This window comes from Kribbella sp. NPDC051770 (assembly GCF_040681455.1).
In the GTDB taxonomy this organism is placed as follows: domain Bacteria; phylum Actinomycetota; class Actinomycetes; order Propionibacteriales; family Kribbellaceae; genus Kribbella.
Genome location: NZ_JBFAYT010000005.1, coordinates 13997 through 29310 on the forward strand (window position 1 = coordinate 13997; position 15314 = coordinate 29310).

Annotated in this window: 14 protein-coding genes; 6 read left to right on the forward strand and 8 right to left on the reverse strand. The window is 69.6% G+C overall.

Translation table 11 applies throughout. The features are described 5' to 3' along the window. Positions 1-62 precede the first annotated feature (62 nt). The 3 genes from AB0M01_RS17885 (at position 63) to AB0M01_RS17895 (ending at position 2076) form a co-directional block, all read left to right on the forward strand. A complete protein-coding gene (locus tag AB0M01_RS17885) occupies positions 63-1226 on the forward strand; it encodes an acyl-CoA dehydrogenase family protein (protein WP_363670641.1) in 1164 nt (387 codons plus the stop codon). 128 nt (positions 1227-1354) lie between these two features. Then, positions 1355-1648, forward strand: a complete 294-nt coding sequence (locus AB0M01_RS17890; RefSeq protein ID WP_363670643.1) for a hypothetical protein — start codon at positions 1355-1357, stop codon at positions 1646-1648. A gap of 53 nt (positions 1649-1701) precedes the next feature. Further along, a complete protein-coding gene (locus tag AB0M01_RS17895; RefSeq protein WP_363670645.1) occupies positions 1702-2076 on the forward strand; it encodes a nuclear transport factor 2 family protein in 375 nt (124 codons plus the stop codon). Here AB0M01_RS17895 and AB0M01_RS17900 read toward each other — a convergent pair. From AB0M01_RS17900 to recA, 6 genes are all read right to left on the reverse strand, one after another. Continuing rightward, on the reverse strand, positions 2073-2561 hold the full coding sequence (locus AB0M01_RS17900; RefSeq protein ID WP_363670647.1) for a GNAT family N-acetyltransferase: 489 nt from the start codon (positions 2559-2561) through the stop codon (positions 2073-2075). The two genes, AB0M01_RS17895 and AB0M01_RS17900, sit on opposite strands and share 4 nt — an antisense overlap. 41 nt (positions 2562-2602) lie before the next feature. After that, positions 2603-4414, reverse strand: coding sequence for a ribonuclease Y (gene rny, locus AB0M01_RS17905; protein WP_363670649.1), 1812 nt, complete (start codon positions 4412-4414; stop codon positions 2603-2605). Positions 4415-4911: 497 nt separating this feature from the next. Then, a complete protein-coding gene (locus AB0M01_RS17910; RefSeq protein WP_363670651.1) occupies positions 4912-5331 on the reverse strand; it encodes an antitoxin in 420 nt (139 codons plus the stop codon). Positions 5332-5533: 202 nt separating this feature from the next. Next, entirely contained in the window at positions 5534-6028 is a 495-nt protein-coding gene (locus tag AB0M01_RS17915) for an NUDIX domain-containing protein (protein WP_363670653.1), read from the reverse strand. Positions 6029-7073: 1045 nt separating this feature from the next. Then, positions 7074-7595 (reverse strand): regulatory protein RecX, encoded by a 522-nt coding sequence (locus AB0M01_RS17920; RefSeq protein ID WP_363670655.1) that lies wholly within the window; start codon positions 7593-7595, stop codon positions 7074-7076. 1339 nt (positions 7596-8934) lie between these two features. Continuing rightward, the gene (recA, locus tag AB0M01_RS17925) at positions 8935-10011 is read right to left on the reverse strand and encodes a recombinase RecA (RefSeq protein ID WP_363670657.1); all 1077 of its coding nucleotides are present in this window, start codon (positions 10009-10011) and stop codon (positions 8935-8937) included. Between the two features lie 243 nt (positions 10012-10254). Between recA and AB0M01_RS17930 the strand changes: the two genes are divergently transcribed. From AB0M01_RS17930 to AB0M01_RS17940, 3 genes are all read left to right on the forward strand, one after another. Next, on the forward strand, positions 10255-11046 hold the full coding sequence (locus AB0M01_RS17930; RefSeq protein ID WP_363670659.1) for a hypothetical protein: 792 nt from the start codon (positions 10255-10257) through the stop codon (positions 11044-11046). A gap of 40 nt (positions 11047-11086) precedes the next feature. Further along, on the forward strand, positions 11087-11653 hold the full coding sequence (locus AB0M01_RS17935; protein WP_363670661.1) for a GrpB family protein: 567 nt from the start codon (positions 11087-11089) through the stop codon (positions 11651-11653). Between the two features lie 130 nt (positions 11654-11783). Then, the gene (locus AB0M01_RS17940; protein WP_363670663.1) at positions 11784-13901 is read left to right on the forward strand and encodes an MMPL family transporter; all 2118 of its coding nucleotides are present in this window, start codon (positions 11784-11786) and stop codon (positions 13899-13901) included. A 22-nt stretch (positions 13902-13923) separates the two neighbouring features. Here AB0M01_RS17940 and AB0M01_RS17945 read toward each other — a convergent pair whose 3' ends face one another. After that, positions 13924-14118 carry a DUF3046 domain-containing protein gene (locus tag AB0M01_RS17945; protein ID WP_363670665.1) on the reverse strand — a complete coding sequence of 65 codons (195 nt, stop codon included), beginning with the start codon at positions 14116-14118 and terminating at the stop codon, positions 13924-13926. Next, entirely contained in the window at positions 14115-15224 is a 1110-nt protein-coding gene (locus tag AB0M01_RS17950; protein ID WP_363670667.1) for a hypothetical protein, read from the reverse strand. The genes AB0M01_RS17945 and AB0M01_RS17950 overlap by 4 nt, the downstream gene beginning before the upstream one ends. Between the last annotated feature and the right edge of the window lie 90 nt (positions 15225-15314).

The window sequence follows — 15314 nt, forward strand, 5'->3', positions numbered from 1 at the left end:
CCACAGCCAGGTCTGTGGATGACCGCGAGCCCAGCCGGCGCCGTTGCGGATAGTTTGACGTCATGACCGTTTCGCTGGATCTCGTCGACGTCGACTCCCTGCTCACCGAGGAGGAGGTCGCCATCCGCGCGACCACTCGCCGGTTCGCCGACGAGCGCCTGCGCCCGTCGCTGCCCGAGTGGTTCGAGTCCGCGTCGATCCCGGCGCGCGACCTGGCCAAGGAGCTCGGCGCGCTCGGGCTGCTCGGCATGCACCTGACCGGTTACGGGTGCGCCGGCCTCGGGCCGGTGGCGTACGGGCTGGCCTGCCTGGAGATCGAGGCGGCCGACTCCGGCATGCGGTCGCTGGTGTCGGTCCAGGGTTCGCTCGCGATGTACTCGATCTGGAAGTACGGCAGCGAGGAGCAGAAGACCGAGTGGCTGCCGCGGATGGCGGCCGGCGAGGCGATCGGCTGCTTCGGGCTGACCGAGCCCGACTTCGGCTCCAACCCGGCCGGGATGCGGACCAACGCGCGGCGCGACGGCGACGACTGGGTGCTGAACGGGTCGAAGATGTGGATCACCAACGGTTCGGTGGCCGACGTGGCGGTGGTGTGGGCGCGGACCGACGACGGCGTCCGCGGGTTCGTCGTACCGACGTCGACGCCAGGGTTCTCCGCGCCGGAGATCACCCGCAAGCTGTCGCTGCGGGCCTCGGTGACGTCCGAGCTGATCCTGGAGGACGTCCGGCTGCCCGGCTCGGCGATGCTGCCGGAGGCGCGTGGGCTGTCCGGCCCGCTCGGCTGCCTGAACGAGGCGCGGTTCGGGATCATCTTCGGCGCGATGGGCGCAGCCCGCGACTGCCTGGAGACCGCCGTGGCGTACGCCGGTGAGCGGCAGGTGTTCGACAAACCGCTCTCGGGGTACCAGTTGACGCAGGCGAAGCTCGCCGACATGGCCGTCGAGCTGAACAAGGGCGTTCTGCTCGCCGTGCACCTCGGCCGCCTGAAGGAGAAGGGCGCACTGCGCCCCGAGCAGGTCAGCGTCGGCAAGCTCAACAACGTGCGCGAGGCGATCGCGATCGCGCGGGAGTGCCGCACGATCCTGGCCGCGAACGGGATCAGCGGGGAGTACCCGGTGCTCCGGCACGCGAACAACCTGGAGTCGGTGCTCACCTACGAGGGCACCTCGGAGGTGCACCAGTTGGTGATCGGCCAGGCGCTGACCGGGCAGGCCGCGTTCCGCTGATCCGGCCTGGTTGGTTGTGCATGCCAACTGGACTAGATGGGTACTGGGAGTGAGCACGACTCACCCAAAGTCACCCCATCCCCCGCCCAAGTGATCGGCCGCGCGCGGCCAGGAAACGGAGGCACCGGATGCGCATCGGCGTCGGAATCGCTCTGGTCACCGCGGGCGCGATCATCGCGTTCGCGATCCGCGACACCTCGGGCCCGATCAACTTCACCGTCGTCGGCGTCGTCATCATGCTCGCCGGGATCGCCGGCATGTGGCTGTCCTACCGGGTCGCCAACCGCACCCACCCCGAGCACGACGAGGCCGGCATCATCAAGCCGCGCGTCGAGGAGCAGTACAGCACCGAGCCGCACGCGTACCCGCTCGACCACGAGATCGACGTGACGCCGACGGAGTACAAGGACGAGCACCGCTGACCTACCCGATCCCCTCCGGCGGGCGCATGCTGAGCCTGGGAGGGGTGATCGCGATGACCGATCCGAACCGTGAGGTGCTGGAGCGACTCTGGCCCACCGACGGCGTCCTGGCGCTGTCGGCCGAGGACGAGCACGCGCTGCGCGCCGAGGACTACGTGCTGGAGATGCCACAATCGGGCGAGCGCCTGGTCGGCCGCGACACCATGCGCGCGCTGCAGTCGGCGTACCCGAACCCGCCGTCGATCGAGATCCAGCGCATCGACGGCGAGGGCGACCACTTCGTGGTGCTCGGGCGGTCGGACTACGGCGGCGACATCTACTACGTCGCGAACGTCGTCGAGTTCCGCGACGGGCGGATCGCCCGCGAGACGCGGATCTACGGGTCGCCGTTCGAAGCGCCAGCCTGGCGGGCGCCGTACACGAGCTAGAGACGCTTCAGCAGGTACTCGCACGGGTCCGCGTGCGCGGTCAGAACGGTGCCGTCGGCATCGACCTCGGTCCACTCGTCGATCACCTGCAGGTCCAGCGGCTGGTAGCCGAGCCGCGCGTACAACCGCTTGGCGCCGGCGTTGTTCAGCTCGACGCCGAGCCCGATCGTGTCCCGCCGCCACGTCCTCGCGAGCTCCTCGGACGCCGCGATCAGCGCCGAGCCGATCCCCGCGCCCTGCACGAAGGCGTGCAGCCCGTTGATCTCGGCCGGCCCGTACGCCGCGGCGACCTCGGCGTACTTCGAGGTCGCCAGCAGGCTCGTCTGCCCGACGATCGCGCCGCCGTCGTGCGCGAGCAGGAACGCCGCCGCGCCGCTCTCGTGGTCGCTCCACCGATCCGTCAGGTGAGCGCGCCGAGCCGGCGACTTGGCGATCGCGAGCAACCGATCGACGTCGGGGCGGGTGGCGGGCCTGATCTCGAGCACGCTTCGACCGTAGTCAACCCGCCCCGCGGCCGCAGCCCGATTTACTTGGCGACCTCGGTCGCCCGGGACTCGCGGACCACCGTGACCCGGATCTGGCCCGGGTAGGTCAACTCCTCCTCGACCTGCTTGGCGATGTCGCGGGCCATCACCTGCGCGGCGATGTCGTCGACGGCGTCCGGCAGCACCATCACCCGGATCTCGCGCCCGGCCTGCATCGCGAACACCTTCTCCACGCCGTCGTGGTGCATCGCGATCTCCTCGAGCCGTTCGAGCCGCTGCACGTACGCCTCTAGCGACTCGCGCCTCGCGCCCGGCCGACCACCGCTCACCGCGTCCGCCGCCTGGGTCAGCACCGCCTCGACGGTGCGCACCTCGACCTCGTTGTGGTGTGCCTCGATGCAGTGCACGACGTCGTCGTTCTCGCCGTACTTGCGGGCCAGGTCGGCCCCGACGATCGCGTGACTGCCCTCCGACTCGTGCGTCAGCGCCTTGCCGATGTCGTGCAGGAACGCGCCGCGCTTGCACAGCTTCGGGTCCAGCCCCAGCTCGGCCGCCATCATCGACGCGATGTGGGCCGACTCGACCAGGTGCTTGAGCACGTTCTGCCCGTACGACGTCCGGTAGCGCAGCAGCCCCATCGTCCGCACCAGCTCCGGGTGCAGATCGGTGATCCCGACCTCGGCCATCGCGTCCTCGGCCGCGCGCTCGCACAGCTCGGCGACCTCGCCCTTGCTGCGCTCGTAGATCTCCTCGATCCGGCTCGGGTGGATCCGGCCGTCGAGGACCAGAGAGTCCAGCGTCAGCCGCGCGGTCTCCCGGCGTACGGGGTCGAAGCAGGACAGCAGCACCGCCTCGGGGGTGTCGTCGATGATCAGGTTGACGCCGGTGGTCTGCTCGAAGGACCTGATGTTGCGGCCCTCACGGCCGATGATCCGGCCCTTCATGTCGTCGCTCGGCAGGTGCACGACCGACACGACCGACTCGCTGGTCTGCTCCGACGCGAGCCGCTGGACGGCGCCGGTGATGATCTTGCGGGCCTTGATCTCGCCCTCGTCCTGCGCCTGGCGCTCGATGTCGCGGACGATCGTGTGCGCGTGCCGCTTGGCCTCGGTCTCCAGCGCGGCGACCAGCTCGGCCTTCGCCTGCTCGCTGGTCAGGTTCGCGACCCCTTCGAGGATGCGGCGCCGCTCGCCCTCCAGGTCGCGGATCTCCGCGCGCTGCCGGTCGAGCTCGGCGAGCTGGCCGGTGAGCTCGTTCTGGCGCTCCTCGATCCCGCGCAGCTGCTCGTCGAGCCGCTCCTCACGCTCGGTCAGCCGGTGCTCGCGGCGTTCCATCTCCAGCCGCTGCTCGCGCAGGTCGTCGCGGATCGACTGCGCCTCGGTCTCGGCCTCGCGCCGTACGTCGGACGCGCGCTGCTCGGCCTCACGCCGTACCTCCGAGGCCCGGTCCTCGGACTGGCGACGCACCTCGTCGGCGCGCTGCTCGATCTCCTTCGCGCGCGACTCGGCCTGCCGGCGCAGCTCCTCGGCCCGCTGCTCCGCCTCGCGCTTGACCAGCTCGGCCTGCTGCTCGGACTCCTTCACGCGGGTCCTGAGCAGCGCCGCCTCGTCCTCGGCCTCGCGCCGGATCCGGTCCCCGACCGACTTCGCCTCGGCGACCGCGGTCGCGGCCTCGAGCTTCGCGTTCGCCTCCGCGGCGGCCACCTCGGCGCCCTTGCGCCGGGTCAGCGTCAACCCGATCCAGGCCAGCAACCCGACCACCAGGAGACCGACGACCACCAGCCCGACGGACGTCGCCGTCAGCGGTGCGGCGTACGAGATCACGGCGTACGGCCCGGCCGAAAACTGCGGCACCGGCGTCTCCCCTCATCGAGCCACGCCTCCGGCGTGACCAGCTCTGGTCGAAGGGATCACCACACAGCGGTTCCAGAAGAGGCCGCGGCCACACCGTCGGAGGAGTCGTCCAGCAGACGGTACGCCGGAACGCGCCACCGGGATCTCGCCGCCGTCGCCGATGGCCTTCGTCCCCCGGTGAACGCCGGGTCCGTTCCTATACGGCGCCGGGCTGCGTGCCCACCGCCGACAAGCTCGCAAGAGCTCTGGTCTCGTATCCCCGGACCACGCCTGCGCGCACCCCGGCCTCCGGCCAGCTGGCCGACCTCTGCTATGTCATCAACCGTCCGGGTGGACAGTCCCCTTACTGATTCCGAGGCTAAGCGCGCCTCCCCACACGGTCAAGACGGACACACTGCCGCCGATCGTGCTGTGCTGTCCCTCCAACGCCGGCACCCCGGCCCGGAGGCGCGAACGCCATCCACGAACCGGGGTGCGGCAATGCTCCGTACCTCCAACTAGCGAGGCCCCGGCAACCCACCGTCCGACGTACCGGTCGCCGTACCGCCGGTCTCAGCACCTTCGGTCCGCGACCCGGCCGAGCTGGCGTCGCTCTCACTCACGTCAGGCGCCTCGCCCCCGACCACCGCACCGGGACCGCTGTCGCCCGCGTCCTGGGCCTGCGACCCCGCCTCCGGCGCCCCGTCATCGGGTCCGGTCGGCGGCTGCCCCTCGGTCTGCTCGGTCTGCTCCCCGGTCTGCGAGTCGACATAGTTGCCGACCTTCTGCTGCACCGAGTCGACCTTCTCCGCGTACTTGCCCCCGGTCTGCTTGTCGATCAGGTCGCCGGCCTTCTCCACACCTGCCTTGATCTTGTCCGGGTTCTGCTTGACGACGTTCCGGAGCCAGTTCTTCGCCTGTTCCTGGAAATCGTTCATTGCACCCTCCAAAGAGGTGTCAGGGGCGGATCTCAACGAAAAAACCCAGCCTACGACCGACGCCAAGCCGGTCTCTCCTTCGGATGACACACCCGTACCCGACACCCGTCAACATCCCTCGCCGTCCACCCCACGCATTGCAACCCGCCCCGCCACCCCACCCGAACCCCCGTTTCCCCGCCCCAATCCGCCGAAAATCCCCTCACCGCCCCTGAAACACGCCCGTCCGCAAGTACTCCCGATAAAGCCCCAGCACCACCTCCGTCTGCCCCTGCAACTCCCCCGGCGGATCATCCACAGCGAAGAACCCAGCCTCCGTCACCTCATCCACCCCCACCCGCACCTCCCCCTCCCAGACCCGAGCCTCGAACAGCAACGCAAAGCAATGCACCCGATCCCCGTTCGGATACGTGATCTCGTGCACCCCCGGCTCCGACAACGACCCGAACGGCACCAACTCCTCCTCCCTAACCCGCAACCCCGCCTCCTCGAACACCTCCCGCACCGCAGTCCCCCGGAAACTCAACCCAGGCTCCGCCGCCCCCGCCGGCACCTCCCACAACCCCGAATCCCGCCGCCGCTGAAACAAAACCCGCTCCCCCTCCCCAACCACGACCACCTGAGCCCCCGGCATCAACAAGAGCTCGCTCCCCACCCGCTCCCGCAACCGCCACAGGTAAGACCCCACATATCCCATTCCCCCAGTCTGCCCACCACCCCAACCATCGACCGAGCTCCCGCCGCCCACCTGCCCCGGCAACCCCAAACCACCGACCGAGCTCCCCCCGCTCACCTGTCCCAGCAACCCCAACCACGTTGCCCCAAGCCACAACCCACCCACCAGTTGCCCGCAGCCACTGCCCTGGCCCGGCCCCACGCGTACCGCCCAGCCACCACTCGGCTGCAGATCGACACGGATGTCACGGCCACCGCACCGACTCCCCGCATAAGCACCTGCACTGCCACCTCAACGCACACCCCACCCCGTACGCCCACCCCAACGCACTCCCCCACCACCCATCACCCATCACTCGGACGCGGACGCGGACGCGGACGACTTCATCCCCTCTCCGCACCTGCCTGCCACCTCTGCCACCACCCCGGCTGCACCACCGACACACACCGCGTCATCCGCCAAGCGAGGTCACGAGCGCTGGACGAGGTGAGACAACAAACGGAACCAACCGCGCAAACGCCGGGCGACTGCCGTCGCCGCGCGCTCGACCACCTTCGCCACGGCACCCGAGCGCGACATCAGCCCAAGCTCCCCAGCGTCGTACATCGCGATGCCGCCCCGCGCCCAATCCGCCATCGAGCGCTGCCTCCGCACCGAAGCCGCACAAGCAGCAGCCAAGACCGAAGGCGCTGGCGCTGGCGCCGGTGCTGACGCCGGTGGTGATGCCGAGGCCGGTGCTGGTGTGGATGCCGATGCTGACGCCGGTGCCAGCGCTGGGTGTTTGCGCCGCGCCGTCGTCGATCGCACTCGCGTTCGATGTCTCCGCGCCGACCTCCCAGGTGCCTGTACGGCCGGACGCCCGGGTGCGACCTGCGGGCTGCGGGCTGCGGGCTACAAGTCGGCGCCCATACAGGCAATGCGACACAGCGGAGACAACGCCAAGCGGGGGCAGGCAAATCCAGAGGCGGGCAACGGCAGCGGATGTTCTGCATCGCGTCGGCCGGACTGCCTGGCTGGGCCCGCGCCATCTCCCCGCCAAAGGCGACCACCATCGCGCAGCTTCGGACTACTCGGCTTCGAGCCCCGAGTCGTTGAGGAGCGGCAACTCTTCGTCAGACGCAGCAAGCTCCTGCTTCACCACAGTCATCGCCAGTCCACCCGGATACCCCTTGCGAGCAAGCATCCCGATGAGCCGGCGCATAGCCACTTGCCGATCCAGATTCCGCATCGACCGCAACTTCTTGCGAACCAGAGCCCGAGCAGTCTCTTCCTCCTGAGACGAGTCGAGCTCTTCCAACGCATCGCGAGCCAGCTCATCGTCCACCCCGCGACGCCGAAGCTCCTGAGCCAACGCCCGCTTGCCAAGCCCCCGCCCACGATGCCGCGACTCAACCCACGCCGTCGCAAACGCGGCATCGTTGATCAGCCCGACCTCAGTGAACCGATCAAGCACCTCATCCGCGACCTCGTCAGCGATCTCCCGATCAGCCAGTACGTCGGCCAGCTCAGCCCGAGTCCGCGGCTGCCCCGTCAGCTTGTCGAGCAGAATCGTCCGCGCCACCTGATACGGATCGGCCTCCCGATCCAACGCCGGATCCGCCGGCGCCCCAGGCTCATCCCCATCACGAGCCCCCCGCCGCGACCGCCCACCAAACCCCCGAGCCGGCCGCCGCCCAGACCGCCCACTCCGTCCCGAGCCACCCGCCGACTCATCACCCGAACGCCCAGCCGCCGCTGATGCCGAGCGCTCAGCGCCTCCGCGGCCCGCCGAGGCACGGCCGGTGCTCTCGCGTCGCGTCAATGCCCGGGACGAAGGTGCATCGGACAGCTCTTCAGTCGGCGGTCTGTCGCCGCGGGAGATGGCATCCGCAGCGTCACTGCGGGAGAGAGCATCCGCAGCATCAGCGCGGGAGGAAGCATCCGCAACGTCACCGCGAGAGAAGGCGTCCGCATCCTGCGCGTCATCAGCCGGCTGTTCGACGTCGTCGTCGTCCGACGTCCGCGCACGCAGAAGGCTGCTACGCGCCCTGTCGTCCGACTCCCCCGCAGGCCGCAGGCTGCTGCGAGCCTTTGCAGGCTTGGCTTCAAGGTCGTCCCACGGGTCGGCCTCGTCGGCCGGCGCCTGGCGCTTGGGAGTGTTCGAGGTCAGCGAGTCCCACGGATCCGGCTCGTCGGAGTCCGGGCCCTGGACACCAGACGTCGGAGGCACCAACGAATCCCACGGGTCGGGCTCTTCCTGAGCGGACGCGCGGCGGGACTTCTGGTTGCGGACTTCCTCCTCGAGGGTGTCCCACGGGTCGGGGAGCTCGGGAGCAGCCGCGCGGATGCCTGACACCGCGCCGGACCGGCGTTCGGTGGTCGGCCAGGCGTCGTCACCGTCGGTGAATCGGCGTGCCGAGGATCTGCGCGGCGCACGGCGGGCGCTCTCCGAGGCCGCTTCCCGGGACGACGTACGGCGCGACGCAACGCGCCCTTCGACTGGCGATTCGACACCAGCCACGGCGGCCAATCCGACATCAGACTCGACGGCCGATCCGGCACCAGCCCGGACGGCTGGTGCGGCACCAGAGTCGGGGATCGATCCGGCACCAGCCTCGGTTGCCGGTAGAGCACCAGACCCGTTGGCCGCCGCGTCTCCAGACGCAGCCGCCCGCGCGCCGTCATACTCGGTCGGCGCACTCGACAGGCCCGCTGGATCGACTCCCCGAGTCGCCGCAGGACGGTCGCCAGCCGCAGACCGACCGCCGGCGCCCGATGTAGAGCCCTCCGCCCGGTCGGCGTCCGAAGACGCCGACCCAGCGGCAGGTGAGCTGGAGTCCCGCGCGCTCTCGGGATCCCAGAGGGTGGAGCCCGTTGGCCCGTTGGCTAGGAGCCGGCGGGCCAACGCCAGTCGCTCGGCCTGGGTGAGGCCGGTGGCGGGCTGGGGGTCAGAAGTCGACATCGACCTCGACCGGCGGCGTGGCGTCGGCCGCGGCTTCGCCGCCCTGGCCGATGCCCATCTTCTCCTTGATCTTCTTCTCCAGCTCGTTGGCCAGGTCGGGGTTGTCGCGCAGGAAGTTGCGCGCGTTCTCGCGGCCCTGGCCGAGCTGGTCGCTCTCGTAGGTGAACCAGGCACCGGCCTTGCGGACGAAGCCCTGGTCGACGCCGAGGTCCAGCAGGCTGCCCTCGCGGCTGATGCCCTGGCCGTAGATGATGTCGAACTCGGCCTGCTTGAACGGCGGGGCCACCTTGTTCTTCACGACCTTGACCCGGGTCCGGTTGCCGACGAAGTCGGTACCGTCCTTCAGCGACTCGATCCGGCGGACGTCCAGCCGCACCGAGGCGTAGAACTTCAGCGCCTTACCACCGGTCGTGGTCTCCGGGGAGCCGAACATGACGCCGATCTTCTCGCGCAGCTGGTTGATGAAGATCGCGGTGGTGTTGGTCCCGCTGACCGCACCGGTCATCTTCCGCAGCGCCTGGCTCATCAGCCGGGCCTGCAGACCGACGTGGCTGTCACCCATCTCGCCCTCGATCTCGGCGCGCGGCACCAGCGCGGCCACCGAGTCGATCACGACGATGTCGATCGCGCCGGAGCGGATCAGCATGTCGGCGATCTCCAGCGCCTGCTCACCGGAGTCCGGCTGGGAGACCAGCAGGGCGTCGGTGTCCACGCCGAGCTTGCGGGCGTAGTCGGGGTCGAGCGCGTGCTCGGCGTCGATGAAGGCGGCGATGCCGCCGGCCCGCTGGGCGTTGGCGACGGCGTGCAGCGCGACGGTCGTCTTACCCGAGGACTCCGGACCGTAGATCTCCACCACGCGACCGCGCGGCAGACCACCGATCCCGAGCGCGATGTCGAGCGCGATCGATCCGGTCGGGATGACCTCGATCGGCGCCTTGCCCTGCTCACCCAGCCGCATCACGGAGCCCTTGCCGCACTGCCGCTCGATCTGCGTCAGCGCGGTCGCCAGCGCCTTCTCGCGATCCGCCGCGGCCCGCTCCGCACTCGCTGCTGCACCAGCCATCTGACTGCCACCTGACCCATCTAGTCGTTTCGGGCCGCTGTCCCAGCCGCCCGGAGGAATTTCGTTGTCGTCAGAGAAGGTATGGGTTCGCACCGACAATTTCCGGAGCCGTCCTGAATCTGTGGACAACCCGGGCCTCGTCCGGCGAATCCCGTACGGCACAAAATAACCCGAACACGTGTTCGAACCACAACTGACACGCCGACAACTCCCGAGAACCCGCCGGCGCCTACGCTGACCAGCGTGACCGACCGTCCCGACGTCCCCGACTCCGCCGTCGTCCTCGCGCTCAGCCGGGTCGAGTTCGGCATCGACTCGGTGCTCGACGCGCTCCGCACCCAGGACCCCTTCGGCATCCGCACCACCCTGGCCGAGTACTCCGCCCAGGAGCAACCGAACCTGGCCGAGAAGGCGCTGATCGTGGCGATCGACCGCCTGCTCCAGATGAAGGTACCCGGCCACGCAGAGTGGCCGATGCTCCCGCTGGCCAAGCGCTGCGACTGGTGGGTCGACCGGCTCGGCGGGTTCGCCGCCGTGGTCGCCGGGCTCCCCCGGCTCAGCGGCGCAGCCGCCGACGCACTGCCGATCAAGGACACCCTCGGCGCCGCCGTACAGGCCATGGTCATCGGCGCAGTCTGCCGCGAGTACGGCGTGGAGGCACATGCCGACCGTACGGCGATCATCGCGCGCGTCCTGACCAGCCGGCCGATCACACCGGACGACGTACTCCGGTACGACGACCCGACGGAGGCCGGCCAGGACGTCGCCAAGCAACTCGGACTCGGCGACGAGTCGGAGGAGCGCGGCCTGCGCCAGGGCGTCCGGTTGGTGTGGCGGATCTCCAAGCTGCTCGGCGGCCTCGGCGAGGTCTTCGAGGACCGCCCACGCGGCAGCCTCGGCGCCCGGGCCATCGGCAAGCTCCCCGCGGTCGGCGTGGTCGGCGGCTTCTTCGACGAGCGCAAGGGCATCAAGAAGGCCGCGTACGCCGCCGCGGACCTGCTGACCAACAGCTCCTTCCGCGTCAAACCGGTCTGAACGCCTGTCCGAGCCGTGCCCGCCCTGGAATGATCAGGACATGAGCTCGTCGATCACCATCGTCCGCCCGGACCCCACCTGGGCCGCGCAGTTCGAGAAGACGGCCGACGCCGTCCGCCGGATCGTCGGCGACACAGTGATCCGCGTCGACCACATCGGCTCGACCGCCGTCCCCGGCCTGGCGTCCAAGGACGTGCTCGACATCCAGGCGACGGTCGCCGGCGAGCCGCAGCTCGACGACGCCGCCGAGCTGCTCGTCGGCGCCGACTGGGAACTCAGGCCGCCCCGCCGCGACCACCCGGTGCCGGGGCTGCCGCCCGAGGAGCTGCAGTGGGTCAAGCGCCTCGTCGTCGAGCCCATGTACCGCCGCCGGGTGAACCTGCACATCCGTGTCGAGGGCCACGCGAACCAGCGGTACGCGCTGCTCTTTCGCGACTACCTGCGAGCGCACCCAGACACAGCAGCGGCGTACGGCGAGTTCAAGCAGCGCGCGGCGGCGCTCCCGTTCGACAACGTGGGCGACTACGCCGACCTCAAGGACCCGGTCTGCGACCTGATCTACCTCCCCGCCGAGGAGTGGGCGGCCCGGACCGGCTGGACGCCGTAGCGTGACCGCAGTACTACTCCGGGCTCGTTGACGCCTCCAACGGCAGCGGGGACGCTGAATTCGGGGGTGCCGTCGTCGTTGACCCGACGTACGGCGGGCGGGCGGTTGCCCCCTGGGGGCGTGATCTCGGATGAGCGGAACCGGCCGGCTGGCGGCGCTGCCGTGCGGCAAGGTGTCCAAGTGGGTCGTGCTGGTGCTGTGGATCGCCGCGATCGCGGTGTCCTTCGGTCCGGCCGGCAAGCTGACAGGGGCTCAGGACAACGACGCCGTGTCCTGGCTGCCCGGCAACGCGGAGTCCACCGAGGTGCTGCAGGCAACGGCCCGGTTCTCCTCGCCGGACGAGATCCCGGCCGTACTGGTGTACGAGCGCTCGTCCGGGTTGACTCCTGCTGACCAGCAGGCCGTTGCGGCGCATGTCACGGCGTACGGCGAGCTGGAGGGTGTCGACAGAGAGGTGGTCGGCCCGATCCCGTCGGAGGACGGTCAAGCGCTGCAGGTGCTCGTGCCGATCAACGCTGGCTCTGGCGGCTGGGAGGTGATTGGTGAGCGCGCTGCGGAGCTCCGGGAGATCGCTGCCGATCGCCCTGACGGGTTGAGCTTCCACATCACCGGGCCGGGCGGGACAGCTGCCGACTCGCAGAAGGCGTTCGAGGGGATCGACGGCAAGCTGCTCTACTCGGCAGGCGCAGTGGTGATCGTGATCCTGCTGTTGACCTACCGCAGCCCAGTGCTCTGGCTGCTCCCGCTCATCTCAGCAGGCACTGCGCTGTTCGCAGCACAGGCCGTGGTCTACCTCCTGGCGACCAGAGCCGACCTGACGGTCAACGCACAGAGCGCAGGAATCCTTACTGTGTTGGTGTTCGGCGCCGGTACGGACTACGCCCTGCTGCTCGTCGCTCGCTACCGGGAAGAGCTGCGTCGACATCAGGACCGCCACGAGGCCATGGCGTTCGCCCTGCATCGCTCCGGCCCAGCCATCGTTGCCTCTGGCTCCACAGTGGTCGCCGGGATGCTCTGCTTGCTGCTGGCCTCGATGAACTCGACCAGCGGGCTCGGTCCGGTCGCAGCAGTCGGCATCGTCGTCGCCCTGCTGGCCATGCTGACGCTGCTGCCCGCACTGCTCGTCATCTGCGGCCGTTGGGTCTTCTGGCCGCTCCGGCCGACGTACGGGTCGGAGGACAACACCGAGACGAGTGTCTGGGGCCGGATCGGTCGCCGGATCGCGGTGCGGCCGCGGCTGACGTGGGTGACGACCACGGTCCTGCTGGGCGCTGCAGCACTCGGGATGCTGTCGCTGAACCCGGACGGGCTCTCCAACGAGGAGTCCTTCACCGGTACGCCGGACTCCGTCATCGGCGAGCGCATCGTCGCCGCGCACTTCCCTGCGGGCGCCGGCAACCCCCTGGTCGTCGTCAGCAACGCGGATCAGGCTGCTGCCGTCAGCGCTGCCCTCAGATCGACACCGGGCGTTGCGGCCGTCGCTGAGCCGCAGTCGGCGGAGGGAGTCGCTTACATCGAGGGAACGCTGCAGGACCCTGCAGACAGCCAGGCAGCGAAGGACACGGTCGACCGGGCCCGCGCAGCCGTCCACGCCGTACCTGATGCGGACGCACTCGTCGGCGGCGGTACGGCGATCCTGCTGGACACTCAACGGGCTGCTGCCCATGACAACAAGGTCATCATCCCCGTCGTACTGGCTGTGGTGCTGCTGATCCTGGCGCTGCTGCTGCGGTCGTTGCTGGCACCTGTACTGCTCGTCGCGACCGTCGTGCTGTCGTTCGGGGCCGCACTCGGCATCAGCTCGCTGGTCTTCCACCACGTGCTCGGGTTCGAGGGAGCGGACACGTCGCTGCCGCTGTTCGTCTTCGTGTTCCTGGTGGCGCTCGGCATCGACTACAACATCTTCCTGATGACCCGTGTGCACGAGGAGGCGAAGCAGCACGGCACCCGGCGCGGTGCGCTGATCGGGGTCGCGGCGACCGGCGGGGTGATCACGTCGGCGGGATTGGTGCTGGCGGGGACGTTCGCCGTACTGGCGACGCTGCCGCTGGTGGCCTTCGCCGAAATCGGGATCGCTGTGGCGCTGGGCGTGCTGCTGGACACGATCGTGGTCCGGTCAGTGCTGGTGACCGCGCTGAACCTGGACATCGGCCGGCACCTGTGGTGGCCGAGCAAGCTGGCCCAGAAGCGTGATCCCGAGCCGGAGACGACGGTGCGCGAGCCGGAGACGACTCTGGCGAGCAGCTAGGTCCTGCTGCTCGCCAGAGGTGTCAGCGCTCGCTGGGTGGTAGCTGGAGGTGCGACCAGACGGCCCGCCAGACCGTCTTGGCGTGCTCTCCTTCGGCCAGCGCCTCGGCGACCGTGCGCCCGCCGAGGCCGCTGATCACCTGGGTCTCGGCCCAGGTCCTCGAGTACGACGCGCCGAGCGCGTGGTCCATCCGTTCCCAGAACTCAGTGAGCCTCATGCCCGCCCGTCATCCTGCGGCGGGCGACCCCATCCAGGCTGCTGCCCCTGCTGCGGCGGCTGACCCTGCTGAGGAGGCTGCCCCTGCTGAGGCGGCGGCTGCTGACCCTGCTGCGGGGGCTGGCCCTGCTGCGGGGGCTGGCCCCAACCACCCTGCTGCGGAGGCTGCTGCTGGTGCGGCGGCTGTCCCCAGCCCTGCCCGCCCTGCTGAGGCGGCGGCTGCTGCTGCCCACCCCACTGGCCGGGCTGACCCTGCTGAGGCTGCCCGGGGTACTGCGGCTGACCCGGGTACTGCGGACCGCCAGCAGGCCCGTACTGCGGGCCAGGCTGACCGTACGGCCCAGGCTGCTGCCCGTACTGACCGGGGCCGCCCTGCGGGCCGCCGTACTGGCCGGGACCCTGCGGACCCCACTGACCCGGCTGCGGCTGACCCGGGTACTGCCCGTACTGGCCACCGCCTGGGTACTGCTGCTTCTTCTTGCCACGCAGGACGAAGAACACCACCGCGGCCACGGCGAGGAGCACCAGCACGGCGATCAGCACGATCGCCCAGATCGGGAACGCACTGCCTGCCTCGGACGTCAGCGAGACCTTGCCGAGCTTGTCCAGGCTGTCGTACGTCGCCGTCCGGCCGCTGATCTGCGCGCCGTCGTCGTGCTCGAGGATCTTGCCCGGCATGGTGATCTTGAACTTGACCACCGGCTGGACGCTGGACGGGATCTGGCCGCCCAGGTTCGCGTCCTTCACGCTCACGACGAACTTGTCGCCCTCCTTGCGGAAGCCGACCCCGCCGGCCGTCGACGACCCCATGTCGCTGAACGGCACGTTGTCGAAGCTGCAGTCCGAGCCGACGTAGCTGTCGTCCTCGTAAGGCTTGCAGCTGACACCGGCGGTCGCGGTCTTCTTGATCTGGTCGTCGACCTGCTTGCGGATGGCGTCGAGCGACTGGCCGCTGGACTCGACCAGCTTCTTGTCGACACCGATCTTCATGGACCCCGAGACGGTCTCGTCGGAGTTCACCTTCAGGTCGGCGTCGAGGTTCACGCACCCGGTCAGCCCGACCAAGCACGCCCCGAGCACGAGCGCCATGCGCAAGCGGTTCTTCATGACACCGATCATTCCAGACCAGGGGGACAGAACGTGTCCGGGCGGGTACCTGAGGCGTCTGACCGGAAACTGTCGGAGGGACCCGGCAAG

Coding starts and splice junctions, on each gene's coding strand:
- AB0M01_RS17915 (WP_363670653.1), bottom strand. CDS start 6,028: ATGGGATATGTGGGGTCTTACCTGTGGCGGTTGCGGGAGCGGGTGGGG.
- AB0M01_RS17945 (WP_363670665.1), bottom strand. CDS start 14,118: ATGAGGCTCACTGAGTTCTGGGAACGGATGGACCACGCGCTCGGCGCG.
- AB0M01_RS17890 (WP_363670643.1), top strand. CDS start 1,355: ATGCGCATCGGCGTCGGAATCGCTCTGGTCACCGCGGGCGCGATCATC.
- AB0M01_RS17935 (WP_363670661.1), top strand. CDS start 11,087: ATGAGCTCGTCGATCACCATCGTCCGCCCGGACCCCACCTGGGCCGCG.
- AB0M01_RS17885 (WP_363670641.1), top strand. CDS start 63: ATGACCGTTTCGCTGGATCTCGTCGACGTCGACTCCCTGCTCACCGAG.
- AB0M01_RS17940 (WP_363670663.1), top strand. CDS start 11,784: ATGAGCGGAACCGGCCGGCTGGCGGCGCTGCCGTGCGGCAAGGTGTCC.
- recA (WP_363670657.1), bottom strand. CDS start 10,011: ATGGCTGGTGCAGCAGCGAGTGCGGAGCGGGCCGCGGCGGATCGCGAG.
- AB0M01_RS17910 (WP_363670651.1), bottom strand. CDS start 5,331: ATGAACGATTTCCAGGAACAGGCGAAGAACTGGCTCCGGAACGTCGTC.
- AB0M01_RS17895 (WP_363670645.1), top strand. CDS start 1,702: ATGACCGATCCGAACCGTGAGGTGCTGGAGCGACTCTGGCCCACCGAC.
- AB0M01_RS17950 (WP_363670667.1), bottom strand. CDS start 15,224: ATGAAGAACCGCTTGCGCATGGCGCTCGTGCTCGGGGCGTGCTTGGTC.